The 24,492-nt window shown below is 70.5% G+C and carries 22 protein-coding genes and 1 pseudogene; 17 read left to right on the top strand and 6 right to left on the bottom strand.

Annotated features, from left to right (window positions below):
• Window positions 1-153 precede the first annotated feature (153 nt).
• The 8 genes and pseudogenes from DMB42_RS52185 to DMB42_RS52155 all read left to right on the top strand — a co-directional run bounded on the left by DMB42_RS52185 (window position 154) and on the right by DMB42_RS52155 (window position 5,691).
• On the top strand, window positions 154-630 hold the full coding sequence (locus DMB42_RS52185) for a class I SAM-dependent methyltransferase (protein ID WP_125649698.1): 477 nt from the start codon (window positions 154-156) through the stop codon (window positions 628-630).
• Between the two features lie 307 nt (window positions 631-937).
• Window positions 938-1,159 (top strand): hypothetical protein, encoded by a 222-nt coding sequence (locus tag DMB42_RS52180; protein WP_125649695.1) that lies wholly within the window; start codon window positions 938-940, stop codon window positions 1,157-1,159.
• Window positions 1,149-2,882: a ferritin-like domain-containing protein gene (locus DMB42_RS52175; RefSeq protein WP_125649692.1), complete on the top strand. Its 1,734-nt coding sequence runs from the start codon at window positions 1,149-1,151 to the stop codon at window positions 2,880-2,882. The genes DMB42_RS52180 and DMB42_RS52175 overlap by 11 nt, the downstream gene beginning before the upstream one ends.
• 2 nt (window positions 2,883-2,884) lie before the next feature.
• Window positions 2,885-3,592 (top strand): alpha/beta fold hydrolase, encoded by a 708-nt coding sequence (locus tag DMB42_RS52170; RefSeq protein ID WP_125649689.1) that lies wholly within the window; start codon window positions 2,885-2,887, stop codon window positions 3,590-3,592.
• Window positions 3,592-3,762: pseudogene (locus DMB42_RS56235) on the top strand (sigma factor); the annotation flags it as partial. The gene DMB42_RS52170 and the pseudogene DMB42_RS56235, both read left to right, overlap by 1 nt.
• A gap of 154 nt (window positions 3,763-3,916) precedes the next feature.
• Window positions 3,917-4,519 (top strand): sigma factor-like helix-turn-helix DNA-binding protein, encoded by a 603-nt coding sequence (locus tag DMB42_RS55850; protein ID WP_260478444.1) that lies wholly within the window; start codon window positions 3,917-3,919, stop codon window positions 4,517-4,519.
• Complete coding sequence (locus DMB42_RS54600; RefSeq protein WP_221762753.1) at window positions 4,516-5,175, top strand: hypothetical protein; 660 nt, start codon at window positions 4,516-4,518, stop codon at window positions 5,173-5,175. The genes DMB42_RS55850 and DMB42_RS54600 overlap by 4 nt, the downstream gene beginning before the upstream one ends.
• Before the next feature lie 108 nt (window positions 5,176-5,283).
• Window positions 5,284-5,691, top strand: a complete 408-nt coding sequence (locus tag DMB42_RS52155; RefSeq protein WP_221762752.1) for an Ohr family peroxiredoxin — start codon at window positions 5,284-5,286, stop codon at window positions 5,689-5,691.
• Between the two features lie 58 nt (window positions 5,692-5,749).
• On the opposite strand, the gene DMB42_RS52150 is transcribed toward DMB42_RS52155, so the two are convergent.
• From DMB42_RS52150 to DMB42_RS52140, 3 genes are all read right to left on the bottom strand, one after another.
• Complete coding sequence (locus DMB42_RS52150; RefSeq protein ID WP_125649683.1) at window positions 5,750-6,580, bottom strand: alpha/beta fold hydrolase; 831 nt, start codon at window positions 6,578-6,580, stop codon at window positions 5,750-5,752.
• A gap of 1 nt (window position 6,581) precedes the next feature.
• Window positions 6,582-6,914, bottom strand: coding sequence for a WhiB family transcriptional regulator (locus tag DMB42_RS52145; protein WP_125649680.1), 333 nt, complete (start codon window positions 6,912-6,914; stop codon window positions 6,582-6,584).
• Window positions 6,915-6,990: 76 nt separating this feature from the next.
• Window positions 6,991-7,809: an alpha/beta fold hydrolase gene (locus DMB42_RS52140; RefSeq protein ID WP_125649677.1), complete on the bottom strand. Its 819-nt coding sequence runs from the start codon at window positions 7,807-7,809 to the stop codon at window positions 6,991-6,993.
• Window positions 7,810-8,142: 333 nt separating this feature from the next.
• Here DMB42_RS52140 and DMB42_RS52135 point away from each other — a divergent pair, with 333 nt between their 5' ends.
• Genes DMB42_RS52135 through DMB42_RS52110 form a run of 6 tightly spaced genes read left to right on the top strand, consistent with a single transcriptional unit; the run spans window position 8,143 to window position 13,998 of the window.
• The gene (locus DMB42_RS52135) at window positions 8,143-8,778 is read left to right on the top strand and encodes a sigma factor (RefSeq protein ID WP_125649674.1); all 636 of its coding nucleotides are present in this window, start codon (window positions 8,143-8,145) and stop codon (window positions 8,776-8,778) included.
• Entirely contained in the window at window positions 8,778-10,103 is a 1,326-nt protein-coding gene (locus tag DMB42_RS52130) for an amino acid permease (RefSeq protein ID WP_125649671.1), read from the top strand. The genes DMB42_RS52135 and DMB42_RS52130 overlap by 1 nt, the downstream gene beginning before the upstream one ends.
• Complete coding sequence (locus DMB42_RS52125; protein ID WP_125649667.1) at window positions 10,100-11,350, top strand: arginine deiminase; 1,251 nt, start codon at window positions 10,100-10,102, stop codon at window positions 11,348-11,350. Before DMB42_RS52130 ends, DMB42_RS52125 begins: the two co-directional genes overlap by 4 nt.
• Complete coding sequence (argF, locus tag DMB42_RS52120; RefSeq protein ID WP_125649664.1) at window positions 11,350-12,336, top strand: ornithine carbamoyltransferase; 987 nt, start codon at window positions 11,350-11,352, stop codon at window positions 12,334-12,336. Before DMB42_RS52125 ends, argF begins: the two co-directional genes overlap by 1 nt.
• Before the next feature lies 1 nt (window position 12,337).
• Complete coding sequence (locus DMB42_RS52115; protein WP_125649660.1) at window positions 12,338-13,264, top strand: carbamate kinase; 927 nt, start codon at window positions 12,338-12,340, stop codon at window positions 13,262-13,264.
• Window positions 13,261-13,998: an SDR family NAD(P)-dependent oxidoreductase gene (locus DMB42_RS52110; RefSeq protein WP_125649657.1), complete on the top strand. Its 738-nt coding sequence runs from the start codon at window positions 13,261-13,263 to the stop codon at window positions 13,996-13,998. The genes DMB42_RS52115 and DMB42_RS52110 overlap by 4 nt, the downstream gene beginning before the upstream one ends.
• Before the next feature lie 11 nt (window positions 13,999-14,009).
• Here DMB42_RS52110 and DMB42_RS52105 read toward each other — a convergent pair whose 3' ends face one another.
• Together DMB42_RS52105 and DMB42_RS52100 are read right to left on the bottom strand one after the other, a co-directional pair.
• The gene (locus tag DMB42_RS52105; RefSeq protein ID WP_125649654.1) at window positions 14,010-14,834 is read right to left on the bottom strand and encodes an alpha/beta fold hydrolase; all 825 of its coding nucleotides are present in this window, start codon (window positions 14,832-14,834) and stop codon (window positions 14,010-14,012) included.
• 35 nt (window positions 14,835-14,869) lie between these two features.
• Window positions 14,870-17,710 (bottom strand): LuxR family transcriptional regulator, encoded by a 2,841-nt coding sequence (locus tag DMB42_RS52100; RefSeq protein WP_185845345.1) that lies wholly within the window; start codon window positions 17,708-17,710, stop codon window positions 14,870-14,872.
• A gap of 208 nt (window positions 17,711-17,918) precedes the next feature.
• Here DMB42_RS52100 and DMB42_RS52095 point away from each other — a divergent pair, with 208 nt between their 5' ends.
• The 3 genes from DMB42_RS52095 to DMB42_RS52085 all read left to right on the top strand — a co-directional run bounded on the left by DMB42_RS52095 (window position 17,919) and on the right by DMB42_RS52085 (window position 23,958).
• Window positions 17,919-20,189 (top strand): helix-turn-helix domain-containing protein, encoded by a 2,271-nt coding sequence (locus DMB42_RS52095; RefSeq protein WP_185845344.1) that lies wholly within the window; start codon window positions 17,919-17,921, stop codon window positions 20,187-20,189.
• A gap of 108 nt (window positions 20,190-20,297) precedes the next feature.
• Window positions 20,298-21,092, top strand: coding sequence for an SDR family NAD(P)-dependent oxidoreductase (locus tag DMB42_RS52090; protein WP_125649646.1), 795 nt, complete (start codon window positions 20,298-20,300; stop codon window positions 21,090-21,092).
• Window positions 21,093-21,159: 67 nt separating this feature from the next.
• On the top strand, window positions 21,160-23,958 hold the full coding sequence (locus DMB42_RS52085) for an AAA family ATPase (RefSeq protein ID WP_260478445.1): 2,799 nt from the start codon (window positions 21,160-21,162) through the stop codon (window positions 23,956-23,958).
• Here DMB42_RS52085 and DMB42_RS52080 read toward each other — a convergent pair.
• The gene (locus DMB42_RS52080; protein ID WP_125649701.1) at window positions 23,948-24,256 is read right to left on the bottom strand and encodes a UBP-type zinc finger domain-containing protein; all 309 of its coding nucleotides are present in this window, start codon (window positions 24,254-24,256) and stop codon (window positions 23,948-23,950) included. The two genes, DMB42_RS52085 and DMB42_RS52080, sit on opposite strands and share 11 nt — an antisense overlap.
• Between the last annotated feature and the right edge of the window lie 236 nt (window positions 24,257-24,492).

Below are 24,492 nucleotides of genomic sequence, written 5' to 3'. Positions count from 1 at the left end.
GGGTGATTCGCGTGAGGTGGTCACTGACCCGCTGGCGCGTTACTTCGGCAGCGTGCCGGGTGAGCGGACGCTGGTGCCGGGGGAGGGCGCCATGCTCGGCAAGATCACCTACCGCGAGTGGCTCGACCAGAACACCCCCGGCAAGTAGGTGCCATGACCGCATTGGCGATGGCCGCCGAGTTCGACGATGTCGCGGGCTGGACCGCCGACGCCGTCGAGCAGCTCGGGGTACGGCATGCCGTACCGGCCGCCTGTCGTGGCAGCGCGAGCCCGGCGGCACTGGCCTGGCTGGCCGAAGCGTGTGAGCTGTCGCGCCGGATCACGCTGCTCGATGTGGGCGCCGGGGTCGGCGGGCCGGCGGCTTGGGCGGCCGAGCGGTTGGGGGTCCGGCCGATTCTGCTGGAGCCGATGCCGGCTGCCCGCCGGGCCGCCGCCCGGTTGTTCGGGTTGCCGGTCATCGCGGGGGACGGCCGGCGGATTCCGCTCCGTACGGGATCGGTCGACGCCGCCTGGTGCCTGGGGGTGCTGTGCACCCTGCGGGACAAGGCCGCGGTACTCGGCGAGATTCACCGGGTGCTGAAGCCGGGCGCCTCGCTGGGGCTCCTGGTGGTTGTCGCCAGGGGCCCGTAGGTTCTGCAGGTTCCGGAGGGCAATCACTTTCCCACCGAGCGGGAGCTCACCCGGCTGCTCCCGGATGCCGGGTTCGAGCTTCTCGAGCAGGTCGACCAGCCCGGCCGGGCGCCGCTGTCCTGGTCGCGACGTGCCGAGCAAGTGGCGGCGGTCGTCGCGGACCGTCACCGGGACGATCCGGCATACGCACTGGCGGCCCGCCAGAGCGAGCGCTTCGCCGGCCTGTTCGCCGCCCGGCACATCGCCGTGCGTTTGATCCACGCGGTCAGCCGGCCGGATATCCACGCAAACCACGTATGGAGGAAACATGAGCGGCGAGCATGAGTTTCTGCGTGAGCTCAAGGTCGAGGTCGAGATCGAACTGACCGAGGTCGAGGCGAGTCACGCGGAAGAGGCGATGCGCCTGCCGGTCACCGACTGGCTGTTCGATCCGACGAACGTCGAGCGCGAGGAGATTAGCCTGCGCGGTTTGCGCGACGCGGTAGAGGTGCTGGAAGACGACTCCCGGCCCGGCGGCCATGTCGTCTGAGACGCGGATCGGCACGCTCGACAGCCTTCGTAAGCATTTGCAGTGGGCGATCGAGCTGGAGCACGCGACGCTGCCGCCGTACCTGACCGCGCTGTACTCGCTCGACCCTGCGCGCAACCCCGAGGCCGTCCAGGTGGTGAGCAGCGTCTTCGTCGAGGAGATGTTGCACCTGGCACTGGCCGCGAACCTGCTCAATGCCGTCGGCGGACGGCCGCTCCTGGACACGCCTAGGATGCTCGCGGCCCATCCACGGCCCCTGCCCCATGGCGACCGTTCCCTGGAGCTGTCACTGGTCCCCTTCGGGGCCGAAGCGCTGGAGATGTTCCTGCGCCTCGAACAGCCCGCACCACCCGGCGCGCCGCCAGAGGACGACGGCTACGAGACGATCGGGCAGTTCTACGCCGCGATCGAGCAGGGGCTGCGCCACCTATGTGATCAGCTTGGCGAGCAGGCCGTCTTCTGCGGCGATCCGGCCCGGCAGGTCAGCGGCGCTCACTTCCGGCACACCGCCGGACGGCTGATCGCCGTGGACGGCCTGGCCTCCGCGCTGGCCGCGCTGGAGGAGATCGTCGAGCAGGGTGAAGGCACGGCCAGCGGCTCGGTCTGGGACGGTGACCAGGACGTCTTCCACCCCGAACGGGACGAGGTCGCCCACTACTACCGCTTCCAGGAACTCAAGCTCGGCCACCGCTACCAGCGCGGCGACACCCCGAAGTCCGGGCCCACCGGGGAGAAGATCTCGGTGGATCTCGCCGGTATCCTTCCAATGCGGCCCAACCCGCGACCCGCCGCCCCTGGCAGTGCCATTCACGAATCCCAGGAGGAGTTCAACCACACCTACTGCGGAGTTCTGCATCTGCTGGAGCAGGCGTTCAACGGCAGCCCGAAGCTGCTCGCGGTCGCCACCGGCTCCATGTACGCGTTGAAGGCCCAGGCTCAGGCGCTGATGCGGATGCCCGACGGCGCGGGGGCCACGGCCGGCCCCACCTTCGAGTACGTCGCGCCCGAGCGGCGCCGGTGGAGCGTCGGTGACCACCGGCGGATCGTCGTCCTGCGCGGCGGCCCGTACCTCGTGTACGGCGGCATACCGCTCCGGCGCAAACGCAAGATCGTCTCAGCCGGCAACGACGCGCTGACCTGGAAGACCGGAGAGCCGCTGGAGACCGAGGACATCTACGCGCTGTGCCGCTGCGGCCACTCGGGCTCCAAACCCTTCTGCGACGGCACCCACGCCCTGATCGGGTTCGACGGCACGGAGAGCGCGGAAATGCGGCCCTACCAGGAGCTGCAGCACGTGCACGACGGAGTGGGCATCTCGGCTCAGCGGGTGGGAGAGCTGTGCATCCATGCCGCCTTCTGCATCGGGCGAACCAGGCCGATCGCCGCGATGCTCGCCGACACCGCCGACAGCGACGTGCGCTCCACGATCATGGGCCGCATCGACCACTGCCCCTCCGGCTCCTACAGCTACGCACTCGAACGCGGCGGCGAGACGATAGAGGCCGACCTTCCGCAGGCCATCTCGGTGCTGGAGGAGGAGGACGGGCTGGCCAGCGCGTTGTGGGTCACCGGCGGAGTACCGGTGACGCGATCGGAGGGCCGGCCACTGGAGACACGCAACCGGGTGACGCTGTGCCGCTGCGGCCACTCCGGCAACAAACCGCTATGTGACGGTACCCATCGAGAGATCGGCTTCCGCGAGGAAACCCCAGGAAAGGCATGAGCATGAGCGAGCAGCCCGTCATCGTCCTGGTCCACGGCGCCTTCGCCGAATCGGCCAGTTGGAACCGCGTCATCCAGCGCCTGCACAGCAACCAGCTCTCTGCGGTCGCCGTGGCCAACCCGCTGCGCAGTGTGGAGGGTGACGCCGCCTACCTGCGCGACGTCATCGCCGGAATCGGCCGCCCGGTCGTGCTGGTCGGCCACTCCTACGGGGGCATGGTGATCAGCCAGGCGGCGGTCGGCAACCCGGCGGTCCGCGCCCTGGTCTACGTCGCCGCCTTCGCCCCGGAACCCGGCGAGAGCGCGCTGCTGCTGTCCGGCAAGTTCGAGGGCAGCACGCTCGGCGAGGCGCTGGTCGCCTACCCGGTGGCTTCCGGCGGCAACGAGTTTCGCATCGACGACAAGAAGTTCCACCACCAGTTCTGCGCCGATCTCGACGCCAACGAGGCCGCCCTGATGGCCGCGACCCAGCGGCCGGTGACCGAGCGGGCGCTGACCGACGGGCTGACCGGCGAGGCGGCCTGGCGCACCACACCGTCCTGGTTCGTCCACGGTGAGCGCGACCTCAACATCCCGGCCGTCGCGCTGCGGTTCATGGCCGAGCGGGCCGGGTCGTGCAGAACCCGCGAGATCGCCGGCGCCTCGCACGCCGTCGCGGCCTCCCAGCCCGACGCCGTGACCGCCACCATCCTGGACGCCGCCGACCGCTGATGGCGCAGGTAGACATGCATGCACTCGATCAGGCCGCGTCCGCGTTCATCGAACTGCGGCCGCGGCTGTTCGGCATCGCCTACCGGATGCTCGGCAGCGCGACCGAAGCCGAGGACATCGTGCAGGAGGTCTGGCTGCGCTGGCAGGACACCGACTGCGCGACCATCGAGAACCCGCCGGCCTTCCTGGCGTTGATCACCACCCGGCTGTCCATCAACGTCGCCCAGTCGGCCCGCGCACGACGCGAGTCCTACATCGGGCTGTGGCTGCCCGAACCCGTCGACACCAGCCTCGACCCCGCCGTGGGCGCCGCTCGACCCCGCCGTGGGCGCCGAACGCGGCGAAGCCCTCGAGTTCGCCTTCCTGTTTCTGCTCGAAAGGCTCACCGCCACCGAGCGCGCCGCGTACGTCCTGCGCGAGGCCTTCGACTACCCCTATCCGCAGATAGCGGAGATCCTCCAGCTCAGCACCGTCAACGTCCGGCAGCTCGTGAGCCGTGCCCGCAAGCACCTGACCGCCGTACGCCGCGAGCCCGTCGACAAGGTCGAGCATCGGCGTCTTCTGACGGCCTTCCTCGATGCCGCCCAGACGGGGAACATCGGTGCCCTGGAAGGCCTCTTCGCCGCCGACGTCGTCAGTACCTCCGACGGCAACGGTCTCCGAGGGGCGGCGCGGTTCCCGGTGCTGGGAAGTAACCGGGTGGCGAGGTTCATGGCGGCGTTCGCGCCCCGGTTCTGGCCGGGCGCCGACATCACGTGGGTCGAGATGAACGGGCGCGCCGGCGTGCTCGTCCCCCGCGGAAGCAGAGGTGTCACGCTGCTCACCATCGACGCTTCGTCGTGTGGAATCCATCACCTCATGTGGATCGTCAGTCCGGCCAAGATCGAGGCGTTCGAACGGTCACGCGCACGGGGCGGGTGCCCATGACCGAGGCGAGCGCCGAGTCGCTGGCTGAGATCCTCGACGAGCGGCAGCACCTGCTCGAGATCGCCTTGTGGATGTTCGGCTCGGAGCTCGCGGCTGACCACATCGTCCAGGAGACCTACCGCCGCTGGTACCCCCTGGACGACGAGGAAAGCGCTGGCATCGCGACACCGCGCGCCTGGCTGACGCGGACCGCGGGAAGCATCTGCCTTGAGCTTCTGGCCGCCCCCTTCCACATCCCTGAACCCGAAGTGCCCGAGCCGACCCAACACCAGGTAAGGGTCGGCGGGGAGATGCTGGCCAGGCACGATCGTGTCGCCCGCCGGTTCGCCGCGGCCTGCCGTACGGGCAACACGGCGGTGCTGCGGGCCGAGCTGGCCACCGACGCGATCCTCGTGAGCGACGGCGGCGGCAAGGTGCGTGCCGCCCTCCACCCGACCTACGGCGCGGACGCGGTCGCCCGGATGGCCACGGCGCTGTTGATTGGCCAGCCCGGCACCGAGCTGGCCGTCGGCTCCGTGAACGGCCGGACCGGTCTGGTGCTGCGCCGGGTGGGGCAGGCCCTGGCGGTGGTCAGCGTGAGCGTCGCCGGAGCCGAGGTCACCGCTGTGTGGATCGTGCTGAACCCCGACAAACTCCAGCGCTGGCACCGTCCGTGACCAGCCTCCCCACGCTGAAAGGAATACCGGTGAACGACCCCCCTACTGTCCACAGAGCACGACTACAGCGGCTCGGCGTTCAAGCCGCTCTACACCACGCGCGTCGCCGTGATCGGCGGCGGCTCCGCCCACGGCCGCGCCTCCGGCCAGGCCCGCTCCGCCGACGGCACGCTCTCGCTGGAGCTGCGGATGCCCGAGGAACTGGGTGGTGACAACCCAGGCCCGAACCCAGAACAGCTCTTCGCCGCCGGATACGCCGCCTGCTTCCACGGCGCCCTCAGCCTGCTTGCCCGGCGGCACCTCCTCGACCCAGAGTCCATCACGGTGGAGGCGACCGTCGCCTTCGGCCGTGATCCCGCCGATGGCGGCTACCAACTGCACGCCGATCTCGTCGTGTCCTGGCCCGGAGTCGAGAGCGAGACGGCCACCCCGCTGCTCGCCCAGGCGACCGCGCTGTGCCCGTACGCGAAGATGACCCGGCAGGGCATCCCCGCCACCATCAGCCTCGCCTCCTAGGCACCCTGCCCAGCGCAGTGGCGCCGTCCCCCCTCCGAACGGCGCCACGAGCGGGTGACTACTTGAGGAAGTCGAGCAGAGTGGCGTTGACCTGGTCGGTGTGGGTCCAGCCGATGGCGTGCGGGCCGCCCTCGATGACCACATACCGAAGATCCTTGATCAGCCCCTTCAGCCGGTTGCCGGTGGCGTCGATGGGCAGGATGCGGTCCTGGTCGCCTTGGATGACGAGCGTGGGCACGTCGAAGGCCGCCACGTCCTTGCGGAAGTCGGTGCCCCAGGTAGGTACGCACTTCAGCGTCGCCGTGGCCGAGGCGGCGGCGGCGACCTGGAAGCTCGCCTGCCAGGCCTGCTCGCTGACCTTGGTGCCGCCGAGCACGTCCATGTTGTAGAAGTCGTCCAGGAACGCCTTGAGGAAGGCGACCCGGTCGGCGGTGACGGCCCGCATGGTGTTGTCGAGGACGGACCCGTCCACCCCCTCGGGGTTGTCGTCGGCCTTGAGGAGGTACGGCTGCAGCGGCGCCATCAGCACGGCCTTGCACACCCTGCCGGACCCGTAGGTGCCCAGGTAGCGGGTCACCTCGCCGCTGCCCATGGAGAATCCGCCCAGCACGGCGTCACGCAGGTCCAACGTCTCCATCAGCGTGTTGAGGTCGGCGGCGAACGTGTCGTAGTCGTAGCCGGTGACAGGCTGGCTGGAGCGGCCGAAACCGCGCCGGTCGTAGGTGATCACCCGGTGACCGGTCTCCAGCAGCGCGCTTTCCTGCTTCTCCCAGGAGTGCCCGTTGAGCGGGTACCCATGGATGAGCACGACCGGGCGGCCGCTGCCGTGGTCTTCGTAGTAGATCTCGATGGGCGTGGAGTTCTCCTCGCCGACCTTGATGTAGGGCATGTCATTTCCTTCCCATGTGGTGCTTGTGCGGACGGGACATAACCTGCCAATCCGCGTGATCTTCGACCTCGTACGAATGCTTGAGTCGGGTGGAGCGGATGCGGCGGCGTTCGTCCGGGGTGGTGCCGCCCCACATGCCGTCCGGTTCGCCAGTCTCGACGGCCCAAGTCAGGCAGGGCAGGCGCACCGGGCAGCTCAGGCAGATACGCCGGGCCATGGCAGTGTGCGGGGCTGGCCTGCCGTCCCAGGTGAGGGGGAAGAATAGGTCGGGATCGCTGTCCCTGCAGGCCCCGCGGTCCGCCCAGTGCAGGGTTGGTCTCGGTTCGGTGTCCATGGTCGCCACCTGAGTGTTCGATGCGCCGGCGGACCGGCCCGCTCATCACGGCAGGCGGGCCGGTCCTACCCGGACGTCAGCGGGTGCGGCGGTCGGCGTCGACGATGACGTCGGTGATGGCGGAGGGGTGGCTGACCGACATGGCGTGCGAGGACTTCACCTCGACGGTGTGAGCCTTGGCCCGCTCGGCCATCCACCGCTGCCCTGCCGGCGCGATGGCCTTGTCCTCGGTGCTGACGACGACCCAGCTGGGGATCTTCTTCCACGCCGGGGTGCCTGAGGTGCCGGTGTAGGCGGCCACGCCGAAGGGACGCTGGGCGACGGCCATCCGGCGGGCCGTGTCGATGGGCAGGTCGGCGGCGAACACCTCGGGGAAGCTGGTCTGCTTGATGTACAGGTCGACGCCCTCGCCTGCCGTGTCGGTGTACGGGCGCTGGTCCAGCGTGGCCGGGCCGAGCAGGCTGCCAGGGAACCTCTCGGGGTCCAGCGCGGTCTGGGTGCTCTCGCCCTTGTCCGGCAGGAACGCCGCCACGTACACCAGGGCCTTGACATTGCCGGCGTCGCGGGCGGCGTTGGTGATCACGCTGCCGCCGTAGGAGTGGCCGACCAGGATCACCTTGCCGTGGATGCCCTTGAGGATGCTCGCGATGTAGGAGGCGTCTCCCGACAGGCTGCGCAGCGGGTTGGGGGCCGCGACGACCGGGTAGCCGCGCCGCTGCAGCAGGGCGGTGACCTTGTCCCAGCTGCTGGCGTCGGCGAAGGCGCCGTGGACCAGCACCACCGTGGGTGGGGTGCCCTCGGCGCTGGCGGCCATAGCGGGAGCGGTGGACAGCGTGACGGCGGCCAGGCTGAGAGCGGCGGCGGTGCTTTGCCAAACGGACGGTCGATAACGCATGACGAACCCTTTCGTTACGGGATGAGACACGGCCGGTGAGGAGGCCACCGGGCGGCGCGCTCTGGTGCGATCCCCCGTGGCCGCACCAGAGCACGCTGGTGAGAGTGCTGGATGCGTCGGCGACCTCCTCGGTCGGTGCGTGCTCAACGGTTCCAGCGCGGCGGCCGGGAGACATCGCACGAAGACTTGAGATCACACCGTCGGCTCGCGGCGTGCGACCGGCGTCGCCTGCCTGGCCTTTCGCCCGGATGTCAAGCATCCGTGCGATGTCGGCCGATCTCGTCGGGCGTTTGCTGGGGCTCCGACTGACGCCGCCCTCAGCTGGAGACACGAATGATCCCCATCCGCCAGTTCACCGAGAACGTCAACCGCGAGTCGGCGTTCATCACCACACGACCACGACTCTTCGCGATCGCCTACCGCTATCTCGGGGATGCGGGCGAGGCTGAGGACGTGGTGCAGGAGACGTGGCTGCGGTGGGAACGCGCCGACCGCTCGGCCGTCGTCAACGCGCCCGCGTTCCTCGCGAAGACCACCGTCAGGCTCTCCCTCAACGTCGTTCAGTCCGCGCGCATGCGCCGCGAGACGTTCCCCGGCCTCTGGCTCGCCGAAAGGGACGACGGCAGCACAGGCCTCGACACGGCGGCCGAACAGCACGAGGCCGTCGATCTCGCGGTCCGGGTGCTGCTGGAGAAGCTGTCGCCCGCCGAGCGGGCCGCCTACCTCCTGCGTAAGGCCTTCGACTACCCCTACCGGTGTATCTCCGAGGTCCTCCACCTGGACGCGGCCCATACGCGCCAGCTCGTACGGCGAGCCCACGAACGCATCGAGACCGGGCGACGCAGGCCGGTGGACATCACCGCGCATCAGCGCCTCGTACAGGCGTTTCTCGACGCGGCACGGACCGGCGACCTGGCCGAGCTGGAAGGGTTTCTCGCCGCCGACATCCCCATGAGGAGGAGCGCGTGATGGGTGAGAGCCGCTTCGGCCTCGGTACGGCCTCGGCGCTCGTGGTCGGCTCGGTCATCGGGACCGGGGTGTTCGCCCTGCCATCCGCCTTGGCGGTGTTCGGCACGATCTCGCTGGTGGCATTCGTGCTCGTCACGATCGGTGCGATCGCACTGGCGCTGACGTTCCGGGGTCTCGCGGAGCGGCTGCCAGGCGCGGGCGGCCCCTACGTCTACGCCCGCGACGCCTTCGGCGACTTCGCCGGATTCCTCATCGCCTGGTGCTACTGGATCACCGCGTGGGCAGGGAACGCGGCGATCGTCGTGGCGTGGGTCGGCTACGTCGAGGTGTTCTGGAACACCGAGCACGAGGTCGGGTGGACGATCGCCATCGCGCTGGCCGGATTGTTCCTGCCGGCGCTGGTCAACCTGCTCGGACTGCGCAGCTTCGCCGCGTTCCAGGTCGTCACCGCCGTACTGAAGTTCGTCCCGCTGTTGTTCATGGCCACCATCGGCCTGCTGTTCATCGACTCGGCGAACTTCGGTGACTTCAACGCCGGTGGGACCTCCTGGTTCGGCGCGATCGGCGCCGCCGGCGCCATCGCGCTGTTCAGCTACCTGGGCATCGAGACCGCATCGGTCGCCGCCGCCCGGGTGCGAGACCCGAGGCGGAACGTCGGCCGGGCCACTGTGCTGGGCACCCTGGCGTGCGCCGCGGTCTACATCCTGGGCACCGTCACCGTCTTCGGCACCGTGGCGCACGACGACCTCGTCAGCTCCACCGCGCCCTTCACCGACGCGGCCAACGCCATCTTCGGCGGGCGATGGGCGGGGAACACGGTCGCCGCCGCGGCCGTCGTGTCCGGTTTCGGGGCGCTGGTCGGCTGGACCCTCATCGTGGCCGAGATGCCGCGGGCGGCGGCACGGGACGGACTGTTCCCGACGCCCTTCGCCCGGAAGAATCGTGCCGGGGTTCCCGCGTTCGGGATCGTCGTCTCCACCCTGCTGGCCGCAGGGCTCACCGTCGTCAGCTACACCAGTTTCGAACAGGTGTTCACCACCGTTGTGCTGCTATCGGTGCTCACCTCGGTCATCCCGTACCTGCTGTCTGCCGCGGCGCAGATCTTCTGGCTGCGCACCGAGGGCAGGCGGCTGCGGGCCAGGCATCTGGCGCGCGACGTCGCCGTCACGGCGCTCGCGCTGGCGTTCGGGTTCTGGGCACTCGCCGGGAGCGGCTACCAGGCCGTCTACTACGGGGTGTTCTGCCTGCTGCTCGGCGTGCCGGTCTACGTGTGGGTCAAGGCCAGGCGCGGTGTGTACGGCGAAGCCGGGGTGGTGACGCGATGACCGCGAACCAGGAAGTCGCGTTGCAGGTCGGCATTCATTCCGAGATCGGCCGGTTGCGCGAGGTCATCGTGCACCGGCCGGGACTCGAACTGGACCGGCTGACCCCGGGCAACGCCGCCGAGCTGCTGTTCGACGACGTGCTCTGGGCGGAACGCGCCCGCCGCGAGCACGACGAGTTCACCGAGGCGCTGAGAGGCCGCGGCGTGCGCGTGCACCTGTTCGCCGAGCTGCTGGCGGAGGCGCTGGCGACGGCAGGAGGCCGGCGCTTCGCGGTGGATCGGGTGTGCACCGACGAGCGGTTCGGACCGGCCCTGGCCAGAGAGCTGCGGGCGCGGTTCATGGACACCGATCCGACCTTGCTGGCTGACTACCTGATCGGCGGGGTCCTGAAGTCGGATCTCGGCCCGCTCGACGCGGTCAGCGTCGCGTGGCAGGGCCTCGGGCCTGACGAGTTCGTGCTGGCTCCACTGCCCAACACGCTGTTCCAGCGAGACAACGCGGCCTGGATCGGGCGGGGCGTCGCGGTCAACCCGATGGCAAAGCCGGCCAGGAGCCGCGAGTCGATCAACACGCGCACCGTCTACCGGCACCACCCGCTGTTCGCCGACGCCGATTTCGTGCCCGTCTACGGCGACGACGACCTCCACCACGCTCCGGCCTCGCTGGAAGGCGGCGACATCCACGTCGTCGCCGACGGCGTCGTCATGGTCGGCATGGGCGAGCGGACCACGCCGACGGGCATGGAGATGCTCGCCCGGCGGCTCTTCTCGGGCGGCCACGCCCGCCGCGTGCTGGCCGTCGAACTGCCCAAGGCCCGCTCGACGATGCACCTGGACACCGTGCTCACGATGGTCGACGTCGCCACCTTCGTGGCCTACCCCTACTTCGACCAGGCCGCGGCCCAGGTCTGGCTGCTCACCCCCGATGGGGAGGTCCGGCGCCAGAGGGGGCTGGCCGCCGCCCTGCGCGAGGCGATCGACGACGACGTCCGCATCCTCACCGCCGAGGGCGACCGGCGCGAGGCCGAACGGGAGCAGTGGAACGACGCCGACAACTTCCTGGCGATCGCTCCCGGAGTGGTCCTCGGCTACGAACGCAACACCACGACCAACGAGATGCTCCGCGATCACGGTCTCGAGGTCATCCCGCTGACCGGCAGCGAACTCGGCCGTGGACGCGGCGGCGCGCGGTGCATGACCTGCCCCGTTCTGCGTGAACCGGTTTCCCCTCCCGCGAAGGAGTCGTGATGACCCGCTCGTTGCTCACCCCGGCCGACCTCGGCCGCAAGGGTTTCCTCGAGATGCTCGACCGCGCGGCGGCCCTCAAGGAGGCCAAGCGAACCGGAACCGAGCGCCCCGCTCTGACCGGCCGCAACATCGCCTTGGTGTTCCAGAAGGACTCCACCCGCACCCGGTGCGCGTTCGAAGTGGCCGCCCATGACCAGGGTGCCCACGTCACCTACCTGGGACCGTCGGGGTCGCACCTGGGTCGGGAGGAAAGCGTCGCGGACACGGCACGGGTGCTGGGCTCGATGTTCGACGGCATCGAGTTCCGCGGTTTCGGCCAGGAGACCGTCGAGGAGCTGGCCAGGCACGCGGGAGTGCCGGTCTGGAACGGGCTCACCGACGAGTGGCACCCGACGCAGATGCTCGCCGACGTCCTGACCATGCGCGAACACCACTCCGGCGAGATCGGGTCGATCAGCTTCTGCTTCACCGGCGACGGCCGCAGCAACATCGCCCGGTCCCTGCTGATCACCGGGGCGATGCTCGGCGTGGACGTCCGGATCGCCGCACCCGCCGAGCTGAGCCCTCCGGAACCGCTGGTCCAGGAGGCCCAGTGCCTGGCGGCGGCCACCGGTGCCCGGGTGAGGATCACCGACGACCCGGCGACAGCTCTCGACGGTGCCGCCTTCGTTTACACCGACGTGTGGGTCAGCATGGGCGAGCCCGACGCCGAATGGGACCGGCGCGTCCCGCTGCTCACCCCCTACCGGGTCACGGCGGAGACGATGGCCGCCACAGGCCGCCCCGACACGCGGTTCCTTCACTGCCTCCCGGCCGTGCACGACACGACCACCGAGCTGGGTCGGCGGATCCATCGGCGCTACGGCCTCGCCGGGGCCGAGGTCGCCGATGAGGTGTTCACCTCCGCCGCGTCCGTGGTCTTCCAGCAGGCGGAGAACCGTTTGCACACCATCAAGGCCGTCCTCGTCGCGGCACTTGGAGAGTGACATGCTCCTTGTCGTCGCGTTGGGCGGGAACGCCCTGCTCGAGCGAGGCGGACGCCCAGACGCGGACGTACAGCAACAGCACGTGCGATCCGCCGCCCGCGCGCTCGCCCCGCTCGCCGCGCAGCACACGCTGGTGCTCTGTCACGGCAACGGGCCGCAGATCGGGATGCTGGCCGTCGAGAGCGAGAACGATCCGGCTCTGGCCCGCCCGTTCCCGCTCGATACGCTCGGCGCCCAGACCCAGGGCATGATCGGATACTGGCTGGCGCAGGAACTTGGCAACGCGGGCCTGACCCGGCCGATCGTCACGGTTGTGACACGGGCGGAGGTCGACGTGGATGATCCGGCGTTCCGCACCCCCACGAAGTTCGTCGGCCAGGGCCACCCGGAGCCAGTGGCTCGACGGTTGGCGCTGGAGCGTGGGTGGACCGTCGCCCGGGACGGCCGGGTATGGCGCCGGGTCGTCGCCTCACCCGCACCCCGTCGGATCATCGAACTGCCCACGATCAAGCAACTGGTGACCGCCGGCACGACCGTGATCTGCGGAGGCGGAGGCGGGGTGCCCGTCCTCGCCCGGGACGGCGGGCGGTTCGAGGGGGCACAGGCCGTCGTCGACAAGGACTTCACGGCGGCGCTGCTCGCGATCGAACTGGGAGCCGACCGTCTCGTCGTGCTCACTGACGTCGACGCCGTCCGGCGTGAGTTCGGCACCCCTGAGGAGCGACCGATATCTGCCGTGGACGTCGACGAACTGGGCGCCATGAGATTCCCGGCCGGATCGATGGCGCCGAAGGTCGACGCATGCATCCGGTTCGTCACCGCGACCGGACGGCCGGCGGCGATCGGGGCGCTGCGCGACGCGTCCGCGCTGCTCGCCGGCCGGGCCGGAACCACCATTGAGCCGAGCACTATGGAAGGGAAGCCATGAGCAACACCTTGGATGGAAGAGTCGTCCTCATCACCGGAGCGTCGTCGGGCATCGGCGAGGCCACGGCGCTGGCCCTCGCAGCCGAGGGGGCCAGGGTCGTCGTCGGGGCCCGCCGCGTCGACCGGCTGGAGACGCTGGTGAACAAGGCGTCCGGCGAGATGCTGGCGCTGGAGCTGGACGTGACCGATCAGGCATCGATGCGGGCTGCGGTCGCGAAGACCATTGAGCACTTCGGCGCCCTGGACATCCTGGTGAACAACGCCGGGGTCATGCTCGCCGGTCCGATCGGGGGTGCGGACACCACGGAGTGGACGCGCATGGTCGAGACCAACCTGCTCGGGTCGATGTTCATGGTCCATGCGGCTCTGCCGTACCTGCTGGAACGCAAGGGCGCGGTTGTGCAGGTCTCCTCGACCTCGGGCCGGATCGCGTCGGCGGGTAACGGGGTCTACGCCGCGACGAAGTTCGGCGTCACCGCCTTCTCCGAGGCGCTGCGGCAGGAGGTCACCGCGCAGGGCGTCCGTGTCGTGGTCGTCGAGCCCGGTTTCGTCTCCACCGAGCTGGCGAACCACATCACGGACCCCACGATGCGGGCCGCCGCGCAGAACATGGCCGCCTCCATGCGCCTCCTGCGGCCCGAGGACATCGCCAGCGCGGTCGTCTACGCGGTCACCCAGCCGGAGCACGTCGTGGTCAATGAGATCCTCATCCGCCCGACCGACCAGACCCGGTAGGCGCCGCCGCGTCAGCTGTTCGCCAGGAACCGGAGCAGCGTGCGGTTGAAACGCAGGGGGTGGGTGGCCTGGCAGCCATGCGGCGCGCCCTGGATGACCTCCACGTCACCGCCCCCGATCCGCGCGCCGGTGACCGGGAACGGAGTGATCTCGTCGTGCTCGCCGTGGATGACCAGCGTCGGCAGGGACAGGGCGATCTCGCAGCGCAGATCGCTGCGTGCCAGGGTGGCCAGGCCGGCGTCGAGCGCCTGCGGTGACGCGGCAGCCCCCTGGTCGCGGTAGCGGTCGCGATGGAGGTCGCTCAGCAGCACGCGCCCGTCGGCCTGGAACATCCGGGTCACGTATGAGTCGAGCATGGTGAATCTGTCGGTGTTCAGCCGCGCTCTGAGGTGGTCGAAATGCTCGGGGGTCCAAGGGCCCTGGGGGTTGTCGTAGGAGCGATACAGGTACGGCAACGCCGCCCCCACCAGGACGACCCCTCTGATCCCGGCCGAGCTGTACCGGGTTAGATAGCGCACGATCTCCGCCGCGCCCATCCCCGCTCCCACGAGCGTCGCGTCGCTCAGCTCCAATCGTTCCAGCACCGCGCGGAGATCGCCCGCCAGGCTGTCGTAGTCGTAGCCGCCCCACGGACGGGAGGAGTCGCCGAAACCCCGGCGATCGTGGGTGATCACGCGATACCCCGCCTCGACCAACGCGGGCAGTTGCGCCGCCCACATGTGCCTGGACAAGGGCCAGTCGTGGAGCAGGACCACGGGACGACCGTCACCGTAGTCCTCGTAGCAGAGCTCGACCGGGGTACGGCCGTGGTCGACGCCGACAGGCAGGTAGGCCATGTAGTCGCCGCTTCCTTTCCGATGGGTTACTGGGGTCAGCCGCCGTGCTCGACGACCAGCCGGGTCAGCTCCACGCGCGAATTGACGTCCAGCTTGGTGTAGGCATGACGGAGGTGGGTGTTGACGGTGTGCGGCGACAGGAACAGCCGCTCGGCGACCTGCCGGTTCGTGGCGCCCTGGGCCACGTGCCTGACCACCTGCAACTCGGCGGCGGTCAGCCCGTCCCAGCCACGGGTGGCGCCGGACTTGCGGCCGCGGCGCCGTATCCCGGCCTCGCGCAACCGTCGCCGCACCCGGGCCGCGTCCCGCACTGCGCCGGCCTGCTCGTACAGCTCCGACGCCGTGTTCAGGTGGCTGACGGCCGCTCGCCGGTCCGTCGCGGCCAGGACGCGGCCAGCGTCTTCTAGCGCCGATGCCCGGACGATCGGCCGGGGGAAGTCCGCGAGTCGTTCCGCCGCCCGGGAGAGCAGCGCCGCGTCGTCGTCGAGCAGCCCGCGGGCGTGTTCGGCGATGGCGGTGAGGAACGGGAAGCCAGGGTTTCGCCCGGCCCGCTCCTCGGCCTCGCGCACCATGCGCACGGCGGCCTCGCGGTCACCGGCGCGCAGAGCCATGCGGACGAACACCACGTCGTCGGCCGCGTCCAGCGGTGTGGCCCCCGTCGCGCCGCCCGGGCCCAGCGAGACCGCTGACGCCGCGTGCGCCATGGCGCACGCCGGATCGTTGTCGCCGTCGGACGCCAAGGCCAGCATCCAGGCGCCTGCCCTGGTGACGAAGGGAGCCTCGTCGCACGTCATCCGCCGGCCGTCGGCGGCCAGCTGGGCGATGCCCAGCTGGTCACCCGCGTACAAGGCCGCCCGCCCCAGGACATAGCGGGCGGTCACGTCGGCGGTGTTTCCCGCTGCTCCGTCCCCGGCCAGTACGGCCTCCGCCTCGGCGCAGGCGTCGGCCAGCCGGCCGGAGTCGAGCAGGATGCGGACACGGTACATCGACCACATGCGCACCGCGGCCACCTGACTGTGCGCCCGCGCCCTGTCCAGGGCGAGGTCGATCTTCTCGAGTCCGCGCAGGGGTTCGCCCGCCGAGCTCCACAGGAAGCTCTGCCAGGACGGCCCGGGGATCCACGGCGAGTGCAGGATGCCCGCGTCGGTCGCCAGCCGTACTGCTTCGTCCTGCCGGTCGAAGGCGTGCCGCCAATCCGTGCGGTGGAACGAGAGCGTGGCCTCCACCGCCATCGCGGTGGCCTCGATGGCGCGATTGCCGCAGGAGGCGCCGGCGAGCAACGCCGCCCCGGCTGCGCGACCGGTCTCCTCCACATCACCGGCCACGATGAGCGCGAGAGCCTGCAGGGTGAGCAGGTGCGCCCGCGTCGTCTCCGACAGCCCGGGCAGGGCCAGCGCGAGGCGGCATTGCCGGACCGCCTCGGCGAACGAGCGCTGGCTCGACACCCTGGCCAGGCTGAGCCTCACCTGTGCCTCGGCCTCCGGATCCAGCACTCCGCTCAGGGCGTTGTCGGCCGTCGTACGCGCCTCCTGGTCGTGGCCGTTCAGCCACAGCAGGACGATCGTCTCGGCGATCAGCGCCGGGCGGTCCGGGTGGTCGGCCGGGGCCAGTTCCAGGGCGCGGCTGCTCAGGGCGACCGCGGTGGCGGGGGAGGCGGGCGCGAGGTCGGTGGCGGCCCGGCGCAGCAGCGAGACAGCCTCGTGGTCGCCTGGCTGAGCGACCTCCGCCAGGTCGGAGGCCACCTCCATAGCCGCCGCGCCGCGTCGCAGGCGCACATTGACGGCCTGACGGCGAACGAGATCCTTGAACGCGGCAGGCACGCTATTCCGTACGGCTTCGCGGACCAGTTCGTTGCGCAGAGCAAGCCGCCCGTCAAGGTCGGTCAGCAGGTCGGCGCGCAGAGCTTCCTGCAGGGGGCCCATCAGGTCGACGGGCGAGCACCGCAGCAGTTCGGCCAGGACCTCGACGTCAACGTCGCGGCCGAGCATGGCCGCGAAGCGGACGCTGTCGCGGGCCGGCGGCGAGAGCTGGTCGAGCCGGTGCCGGATCGAGGAGCGAAAGCGCATGGGGATGCCCCCGGTCGCACTGAGATGCGCTATCCCGTTCCGGATGGTGACGGCGCCTTCCTCGCGTATCCCGTTCAGCAGCTCGACCAGGAGCAGCGGGCGGCCGTCCGCCTTGCGGGCGAGTTCGAGCAGCGCGGGCTCGGCCACGGCCCGCAGGACATCCTGGGCCAGGAGCGCCACGGCCTCCGTCGAGAGAGGCCGCAGCACGATCCGCTCCGCCGGCCAGGCGCGAGCCGTACCGGCCTGATGCTGCTCGCGGGTGGCCAGCACCCACAGGATCGGCTGGCCGGACAGGCGTGCCGGCAGCGTGCGCAGGGCACTGCGGGTGGCCGCGTCACACCACTGCAGGTCGTCCATGACGATCACCAGCGGAGCAGCCGACGCGGCCCGTCCCAGCTCGTGCTGCAGCTCCCGCAGCAGCCAGAAACGCTGGTCCTCCGCTTCGCTGAGCGCCAGCAACCGCTCGCGCGCCACGAGTGGGGCGGGGCTGGACAGCAGCGCGTCCAGCAGGGGAGCGAAAGGTACGGCGTGGCCGTCCTGCCCGGCGGCGCCCGCCTGGACGCGCAGGCTGGCGGCCGTGGCCAGATCGGCGACCTCGGCGAGCAGCCGTGACTTGCCCGCTCCCGGCGCTCCCTCGATCAGCACGGCCCCGCCCTGCCCTCTCCGCAGGGCGCGCAGCCGGTCACGCAGCATCAGCAGTTCGGTTTCCCGGCCACGCAGCGGCAGCATGGGGAAGGCGTCGTCGATGCGGCGCCGCATGTCCGCGGAAGGCACCGAGAAGCCCGCCGCGGCCACGTCGTTGAGGCTCATGCGCTCGTCCGTTCCGTGGAGTGGCGCTCGGCCAGAGGCGGGCAGGTGATCATGGGATTCCACATCTGTTAGCGCTCCGACAACGATTCGAGACGCGATTTCGGGGGTGTCGCGTAGGACAATGGAAGCAAGCGTGATGATTTTCGGCGAGGCAGAACACCGGCAGAAGTAGCCGATTCCGCTTTCCGCCGGGACGGGAAGGCAAGAGTTGACCGAGGAAGTCTCCTTCAGCGCGCTGCTGAGAGCCCACCGGCAGGCGGCGGACCTGACGATCGAGGGGCTCTCGCATGCCTCAGGGGTGAGCGTGCGGGCGATCGGCGACATGGAGCGCGGCGTCAGCCGCGGGCCGCAAGGCCGTACCGGGCCCGCACTGGCCGAGGTGTTACGGCTGTCGCCGGAGGACCACGACGCGCTCCTCGCCGCGGCCCGGGCCGGGCGGCCGCGCTCCGCTCCCGCCACCGCCGGGAGCTGCGAGCTTCCCCGAGGGGTCGGCGACTTCACCGGCCGCGAGCTTGAGCTGGGCGTGCTGCGCGAGCTGGCAGTCCGGCATATCGGTGACGACGGTCCAGCCGTGACCGCGACCGTCTGGGGCACGGCGGGCATGGGCAAGACCGCACTGGCCGTACACGCCGCCGGGAGCTTGGCGGACTTGTTTCCCGACGGCCGTTTCTTCCTCGACCTGCGCGGCATGGACGCCACACCGCTGGACAGCGGGAGCGGTCTGGCACAGCTGCTGAAGGCGCTGGGCGTGCCCGATCGGCGCATCCCCGCCGACGAGCGGGAACGCGCGGGGCACTATCGCGCCCTGCTCAACGAGCGGCGCTGCCTCATCGTGCTCGACAACGCCGCCAGTGAAAGCCAGGTACGCCCATTGCTGCCGGGGGGCGGCCCCAGCATGATCCTTATCACCAGTCGTCGCCCGCTGGCCGGGTTGGAGGGCGTTCACCAGGTCCCGCTCACCCAGCTCGCCGACACGGAGGCCGCCACGTTGTTGCGGGCCATTGTCGGCGAGGCCCGCTCGGTGGCCGAACCGGACGCCGTCGACGAGCTCGTCCGGTTGTGCGGGAACCTGCCGCTGGCCATGCGCATCGCGGGCAACCGGCTGCAGAGCCGTCCAGGCTGGACGATCAAGCAGCTGTCCGGCAGGCTCAGCGATGAGGAGCGCCGCCTGGACAACCTGGCCGCCGGGGACCTGTATGTCGCCGCCGCGTTCGCGCTGTCGTATGAGCAGCTCACCCCAACCGCCCGGCTGACCTTCCGGCGGCTCGCGCTGTCCGCCGCGCCCGACTTCGGCATCCCGCTGACCGCCGTCCTGATGCAGCTCGATCTGGACGACGCCGAGGACACTCTGGAAGAATTGGTCGACTTGGGACTGCTGACCTCGCCGTACGCAGGCCGTTACCGATTCCACGACCTGGTCAGGCTGTATGCCCGCGCCCAGCTGGAGAAGGAGGAACCGGCCGAGGACCGGCTGGGAGCGCGCCGGCGGATGGAGAGCTGGCTGCTGGAGGTGGCGGTGGTCGCCGGGCGCTGGTTCGAGCCTGAATACGGCGCACCGCCGCCCGACTGGAGATCCCTGGTCGCGCTCGATAGCCGGCAGGAGGCGAGCGGTTGGCTGCACGCGGAGAGCACAGCGTGGCTGGAGGCGCTGCGCTCAGCGGTCAAGCGTGGAGAGCATGCGATGGTGGTCGAGGTGGCCGGGTCCATGGACTGGTTTTCCAGCCTGTGGATCCGGTGGGGGCACTGGCGCGAGGTGTTCGAGCTGTCCACCGGCGCGGCGCGGGACCTGGGCGATCGGGTGAAGGAGGCGGTGCATCTCACACACCTGTCCTGGGCGCTGTCCCAGTGTGAAGGCCGTATGCAGGAGGGGGAGGCGACCGCGTTGCGGGCACTGGAACTGGCCCTCGAGGTCGGCGACATACGCCAGCAGGGTTTGGCGCTGCTTCATGCCAGCTGGACCATCCGGGCCGATCCGGCCAACCTGGAGCGTGAGCTGGACTACGCTCGGCGAGCCGCTGATCTCCTCCTGCAGGCCGGGGATCTGGAGGGCTATCCCGACGCCAGGACAGCCCACATCGGCGCGCTGCGCCGGGCGGGCCAGGCGGGGGAGGCCGTGGAGCACGGCCTGGCCCTGTTGGCTACGCTGCGTGACCCTGCCTACGGCGGTTCCCCGGCCATCACCAGCTACGCTCTCGGGGCCACCCTGGGCCATCTCGGCACTAGCTACCTCGCGCTCCAGCGCTGGGAAGAGGCGGCCGAGGCCTACCGGCAGGCGCTGCCGGAGCTGAGCGTCCACCCGCTTCCCTCGGCCTTGGGACTTACCCAGCGCAGGCTGGGCACCGCACTGCGGCACTTGGGGCGGATCGAGGAGGCCCGGCAGGCATTGACGGAGGCCGCACGGCTGTACGAGGAAGATGGTTTTATCGAGGAAGCCGCAGAGGTGGTCAAGGAACTCGAGGAGGCTTTGAAGGGGCATTGAGCACGGCCGCGAAACATCGCACGTTCATGCGATGTGCCCCACTGCCCTCCGCTGACACGGTGATCCTCACCGCCTCCCGCCCGGGGGAGGCCGACCTCGGGGACACGCATGGCCGTCTGGTTTGTCACGGGAGCGGCGCGGGGCATCGGGCAACGCGTCGCCCGCGAAGCGCTTCGGCGAGGACACCGGGTGGCGGCCACCGGCCGTGACCTGGCAGCGGTCACGGCCGCCTTCGACGGGGCCACCGGCGAAGTCCTCCCCCTGGAGCTGGACATGGTGCGGCCGGAGGCGGCCGTCGAGCAGGCGATACGTCGCTTCGGCCGGCTCGACGTGCTCGTCCACGACGCGGCCAGGACCGTCCGCGCCCCTCTGCGGGAGACGACTGACGCGCAGGCGCGGGCCCTGTTCGACATCAACGTCATCGGGACGCTCGCCGTGACCCGCGCCGTGCTGCCGGTGCTGAGCGCGCAGCAGACCGGGCGGATCATCGTCGTCGGCTCGGCCGCCGGCTTCTCGTCCCCGGCCGGTTCCGGCCTGTACGGCGCGTCCATGGCGGCCATCGAGGCGCTGTGCGAGGCGCTCCGCGCCGAACTGGCCGAGATCGGCGTCCGCGTGACCGTCGTCGAACTCGGCCGCTTCGCCACCCTGCCGGCGGCCTTCGACAGTGACCCGCGCCTGCCGGGGGATCCGCGCAAGGCGGCCGCCGCCATCGTCGATCTCCTGGCCGTCGACGACCCGCCGCTACGGCTGCAGCTCGGCGCCGACGCCGTCGCCCATGTCGAGGCCAAGCTCGAGCGGGTGGCCCAGGAGCTCGACCTGTGGCGGCCGGTCTCGCTCAGCACCGATGTCGATCATGACGACCTGCGCGGGCAGAACGGCCACCTGCCGTCGCCAGATACGTGAGGGCCGCCGCATTCGATATTGATCAGACATCGCACGGTGTCGCCGCCGATCGGAGGGCAGCTTGAACGTGCGTGAATCGGAGATCGGCGCCGCAGCGGAGTTCGGACGGTACCGGCTGCGCGGACGACAGCCCGAGGTCGCCGCCCTGCGTACCCATCTGGCCGCGTTGTCCCGAGGCCGGGGCGCGACGACGCTCATCCAGGGCAGCCCAGGCATCGGCAAGACCCGCCTGCTCACCGAGGCGCGTCACATGGCCGAGGAGACGGGGCTGCGCGTCATCCACGGCGGAGGCGACCCGGACGGGCAGACCATCCCCTTCGGCGCGCTGCTCGGCGCGCTGCACTCCGGCCCCGGCCAGATCATCCCGGCCGACGCGATCCAGGCGGCTCCGGCGACGTATTGGTTGTTGCAGGAGCTCCACGAGCACCTGGAGCGCGCCGCGCTGGCCGCGCCGCTGGTGATCGCCCTCGACGACCTCCAGTGGTGCGACGAGGGCACTCTCCTGGCCTTGCGCACCCTGCCGCAGCGCCTGTCCCTGCATCCCATCGTCTGGATCCTCGCCGCGCGAACCGGGCCGCTCAGGCCCGACGTCCGCACCACGATCTCCGCGCTGAACCTGCCCGGCGGTCACCTGCTCACCCTCGCCCCCTTGGCAGGCAAGGCGGTCGCGGCGATGACCGGCGACCTGCTGGCGGCCACACCCGATCGCGCCATCCTGCAGCTGGCGCAGCAAGCCGAGGGCCGCCCACTGCTGCTCACCGAGTTGCTCAACGGCGTGCTCGACGAAGGCGCGGTCACTGTCACCGACGGCGTCGCACGGCTGACCCAGCGGCGCCTGCCCCTGCGTTTCCACGCCTCCATCCAGCACCGTCTGGAGCAGGTCTCTCCGCTGGCCAAGAAGGCCGCGCAGGTCGCCTCGGTCCTGGGCAGGACCGTCTCCATCGACCAGCTCACCGAACTCATCGGAGAATCCGCCGTCACGCTGCTGGAACCGCTGGAGGAACTGCTGTCGGCCGATCTCCTGGTCGAGAGCGACAGCACGCTGGTCTTCAGCCACGACCTGATCCGCGAGTCGATCCAGGCGGCCCTGCCCGCGACTCTGCGCAAGGCGCTCCGCCGCCAGGCCGTCGACCTGCGGCTCGCTCAGGGCGTCCCGGTCGCGCGGATTGCCGCCGACCTGGCCGAGACCGCCGAGCCCGGCGACGGCACCGCCATCACGCTGCTCCGCCGGGCCGCCCGCGACCTGGCGGTCGCTGCGCCGTCGGCCGCCGTGGAGATGAGCCGCCGCGCGATCGAACTCTCCGTCCTCGACCCGCTGGGGCAGGCGGGCCTCATCGCCGAGGCCCTGCCGCTGTTCTCCCAGACGGGCCACGCGGGCGAAGCTGTCGCACTGGCCGAGAGCGCACTGCACCGGCCACTGCCGGTCGAGGTCGAGGCGGGCATCAGGCTTGGCCTGGCGCTCGTGGCCAACCAGCGTTCCTTCAGTGAAGCCGTATGGCACAGCCGGGCCGGAGTGGCCTTGCCGGGCCTGCCACCCCGCATCCGCGCCCAGTTGACGGCCATGCTGGCCTTCAACCTCGCCTTCATCGACGCAGATGAGACCGCCGAGGCGGAAGAGCTGATTCCGGTCGCGCTGGCCGCGGCGGATCAGGCCGCCGACCAAGCTTCGCGGGCCACGGTGCTGGGCGTGGGCTCGATCATCGCCAACAGTCAGCTCGACGCCCACCGTGCGCTCGACCTCATCGACAGGGCGGTGGCCGCATCGCGCGAAGTCCGCTCCACCGGCGGGCTGTGGCCGCCCGGCGTCTGGAGAGCCCTCCTGCTCACCACGCTGGGGCGGGTGGAGGAAGCGCTGGGTCAAGCGGATGACGGCGTACGCTGGGCCCAGCATCACGGGCAGGCCGGCATGCTGAGGACGCTGGGTATGGCACGCTGTCGGATCTACCTGGACGCGGGGCGGCTCAGCGACGCCCGCGCGGAGGCCGAAGCGGTCCTGGCCATGTCCGACGAACTTGGTCCGGGTAACTTCGACGACGTCTCGGCCCGATACGTGCTGGGTCGCGTCGCCCTGCACACCGGCGACCCGCGGGAACTGGCGCGCGGCCGGAAGTTCGCCGAGTCCATCATGGAGGTCGAGGCCGGGCAGATCCGGCGGGCAGGAGCGTGGCTGGCCGCTCAGGTCGCCGCCGACGGCGGCGACCACGTCCTGGCCATGGAGCTAACCACCGAAGCCGCCGCTGCCTACCATCGTCCGACCTCGTCGCTGGCCTCTCCACCCGACCCGGCCGACGAGCCCATCCTTGTCAGGCTGGCACTGCGGGCCGGGGACAGAGCCCGCGCGACCCTGGTCACCGAGTTCGCCGAAGCCCGTCACCGCAAGAACCCCGGCATCCCGGTCTACGCGGCCACGGCCCTGCACGCCCGCGCCCTGGTGGACGGCGACGCCGGCCCGCTGGCCCGCGCCGTCGAGCTGTACCAGGACATCCCCCGGCCGCTCGTGCTGGCGGGAGCTCTGGAGGACACGGGCATGATCTTCCACCTGGACACGGCTTTGCGGCTCTACGAGCAGGCGGAGGCGGAACACGACGCGGCCCGCGTGCGAGATTGCCTCAGGAGCCTGGGGGAGCGCCGATCGCGCGGGGCCTCCAGCAGGCCGACCGCAGGCTGGGACAGCCTCACCGCCTCCGAACTGCAGATCGTCAGGCTGGTCGCGGGCGGCGCCACCAACAAGCAGGTCGCCGATCAGCTCTTCCTGTCGCCGCACACCGTCAGCACTCACCTGTGGCACGCCTTCACCAAGCTCGGGATCAGCTCACGGGTCGAGCTCACGCGGCTCGTCCTCGAACACGATTCCGCTACGCGGTGATTCGGCGGCCCCGCCGTACGGACCTGAGATAGCGCTGGTCGGCATAGCACCAGCCCCACCGGTCGCCGGGCTCCAGCGAGGCGGTCGCTGGGTGGGCGGTGGCGGCCCAGTGCGCGGCGGCGTGCCGGCCGGGGGAGGTGTCACAGCAGCCGACGTGGCCGCAGGTCAGGCACTCGCGCAGTTCCACCCATCGGCCGCCTGACTGCCGGCAGTCCTCGCAGCCGTCGACGTAACCGGACGGAACGGGCGGATGCGTCCCGCGCACATGAGGGCAAGAGGCCGCGAGCTCGACGTTCATGATGCGCCTTTCCATGAATTCTTGTGCATGCGGATGAATGTCCTCTTGCCGCATCCCCGTACACATCGCACGAAGGCGTGAGCCCCTGATCGTCACTGGACGGTTCGAGGGAACTTTCCGGGGGCTGTCACAAGTACGGAGGGCTGTCTTGTCTTAGCTGGTGTTCGGGCGGCAGATGGGGTCGCCCGGCAGTCAGGAGGGGGTTCGTGGTGAAGGTCGTGGTTGTCGGTGGGACG

The organism is Nonomuraea sp. WAC 01424, from assembly GCF_003947315.1.
Taxonomy (GTDB): Bacteria; Actinomycetota; Actinomycetes; order Streptosporangiales; family Streptosporangiaceae; genus Nonomuraea; species Nonomuraea spiralis.
The sequence above is the reverse complement of the archived record's forward strand: the minus strand, read 5'-3'. Positions and strand labels throughout refer to the sequence as shown.

What these genes read in the sequence shown, in the direction of transcription:
- DMB42_RS52185 (WP_125649698.1), top strand. Translation starts at nt 154, where the DNA reads ATGACCGCATTGGCGATGGCCGCCGAGTTCGACGATGTCGCGGGCTGG.
- DMB42_RS52180 (WP_125649695.1), top strand. Translation starts at nt 938, where the DNA reads ATGAGCGGCGAGCATGAGTTTCTGCGTGAGCTCAAGGTCGAGGTCGAG.
- DMB42_RS52175 (WP_125649692.1), top strand. Translation starts at nt 1,149, where the DNA reads ATGTCGTCTGAGACGCGGATCGGCACGCTCGACAGCCTTCGTAAGCAT.
- DMB42_RS52170 (WP_125649689.1), top strand. Translation starts at nt 2,885, where the DNA reads ATGAGCGAGCAGCCCGTCATCGTCCTGGTCCACGGCGCCTTCGCCGAA.
- DMB42_RS54600 (WP_221762753.1), top strand. Translation starts at nt 4,516, where the DNA reads ATGACCGAGGCGAGCGCCGAGTCGCTGGCTGAGATCCTCGACGAGCGG.
- DMB42_RS52150 (WP_125649683.1), bottom strand. Translation starts at nt 6,580, where the DNA reads ATGCCCTACATCAAGGTCGGCGAGGAGAACTCCACGCCCATCGAGATC.
- DMB42_RS52145 (WP_125649680.1), bottom strand. Translation starts at nt 6,914, where the DNA reads ATGGACACCGAACCGAGACCAACCCTGCACTGGGCGGACCGCGGGGCC.
- DMB42_RS52140 (WP_125649677.1), bottom strand. Translation starts at nt 7,809, where the DNA reads ATGCGTTATCGACCGTCCGTTTGGCAAAGCACCGCCGCCGCTCTCAGC.
- DMB42_RS52135 (WP_125649674.1), top strand. Translation starts at nt 8,143, where the DNA reads ATGATCCCCATCCGCCAGTTCACCGAGAACGTCAACCGCGAGTCGGCG.
- DMB42_RS52130 (WP_125649671.1), top strand. Translation starts at nt 8,778, where the DNA reads ATGGGTGAGAGCCGCTTCGGCCTCGGTACGGCCTCGGCGCTCGTGGTC.
- DMB42_RS52125 (WP_125649667.1), top strand. Translation starts at nt 10,100, where the DNA reads ATGACCGCGAACCAGGAAGTCGCGTTGCAGGTCGGCATTCATTCCGAG.
- argF (WP_125649664.1), top strand. Translation starts at nt 11,350, where the DNA reads ATGACCCGCTCGTTGCTCACCCCGGCCGACCTCGGCCGCAAGGGTTTC.
- DMB42_RS52115 (WP_125649660.1), top strand. Translation starts at nt 12,338, where the DNA reads ATGCTCCTTGTCGTCGCGTTGGGCGGGAACGCCCTGCTCGAGCGAGGC.
- DMB42_RS52110 (WP_125649657.1), top strand. Translation starts at nt 13,261, where the DNA reads ATGAGCAACACCTTGGATGGAAGAGTCGTCCTCATCACCGGAGCGTCG.
- DMB42_RS52105 (WP_125649654.1), bottom strand. Translation starts at nt 14,834, where the DNA reads ATGGCCTACCTGCCTGTCGGCGTCGACCACGGCCGTACCCCGGTCGAG.
- DMB42_RS52100 (WP_185845345.1), bottom strand. Translation starts at nt 17,710, where the DNA reads ATGAGCCTCAACGACGTGGCCGCGGCGGGCTTCTCGGTGCCTTCCGCG.
- DMB42_RS52090 (WP_125649646.1), top strand. Translation starts at nt 20,298, where the DNA reads ATGGCCGTCTGGTTTGTCACGGGAGCGGCGCGGGGCATCGGGCAACGC.
- DMB42_RS52080 (WP_125649701.1), bottom strand. Translation starts at nt 24,256, where the DNA reads ATGAACGTCGAGCTCGCGGCCTCTTGCCCTCATGTGCGCGGGACGCAT.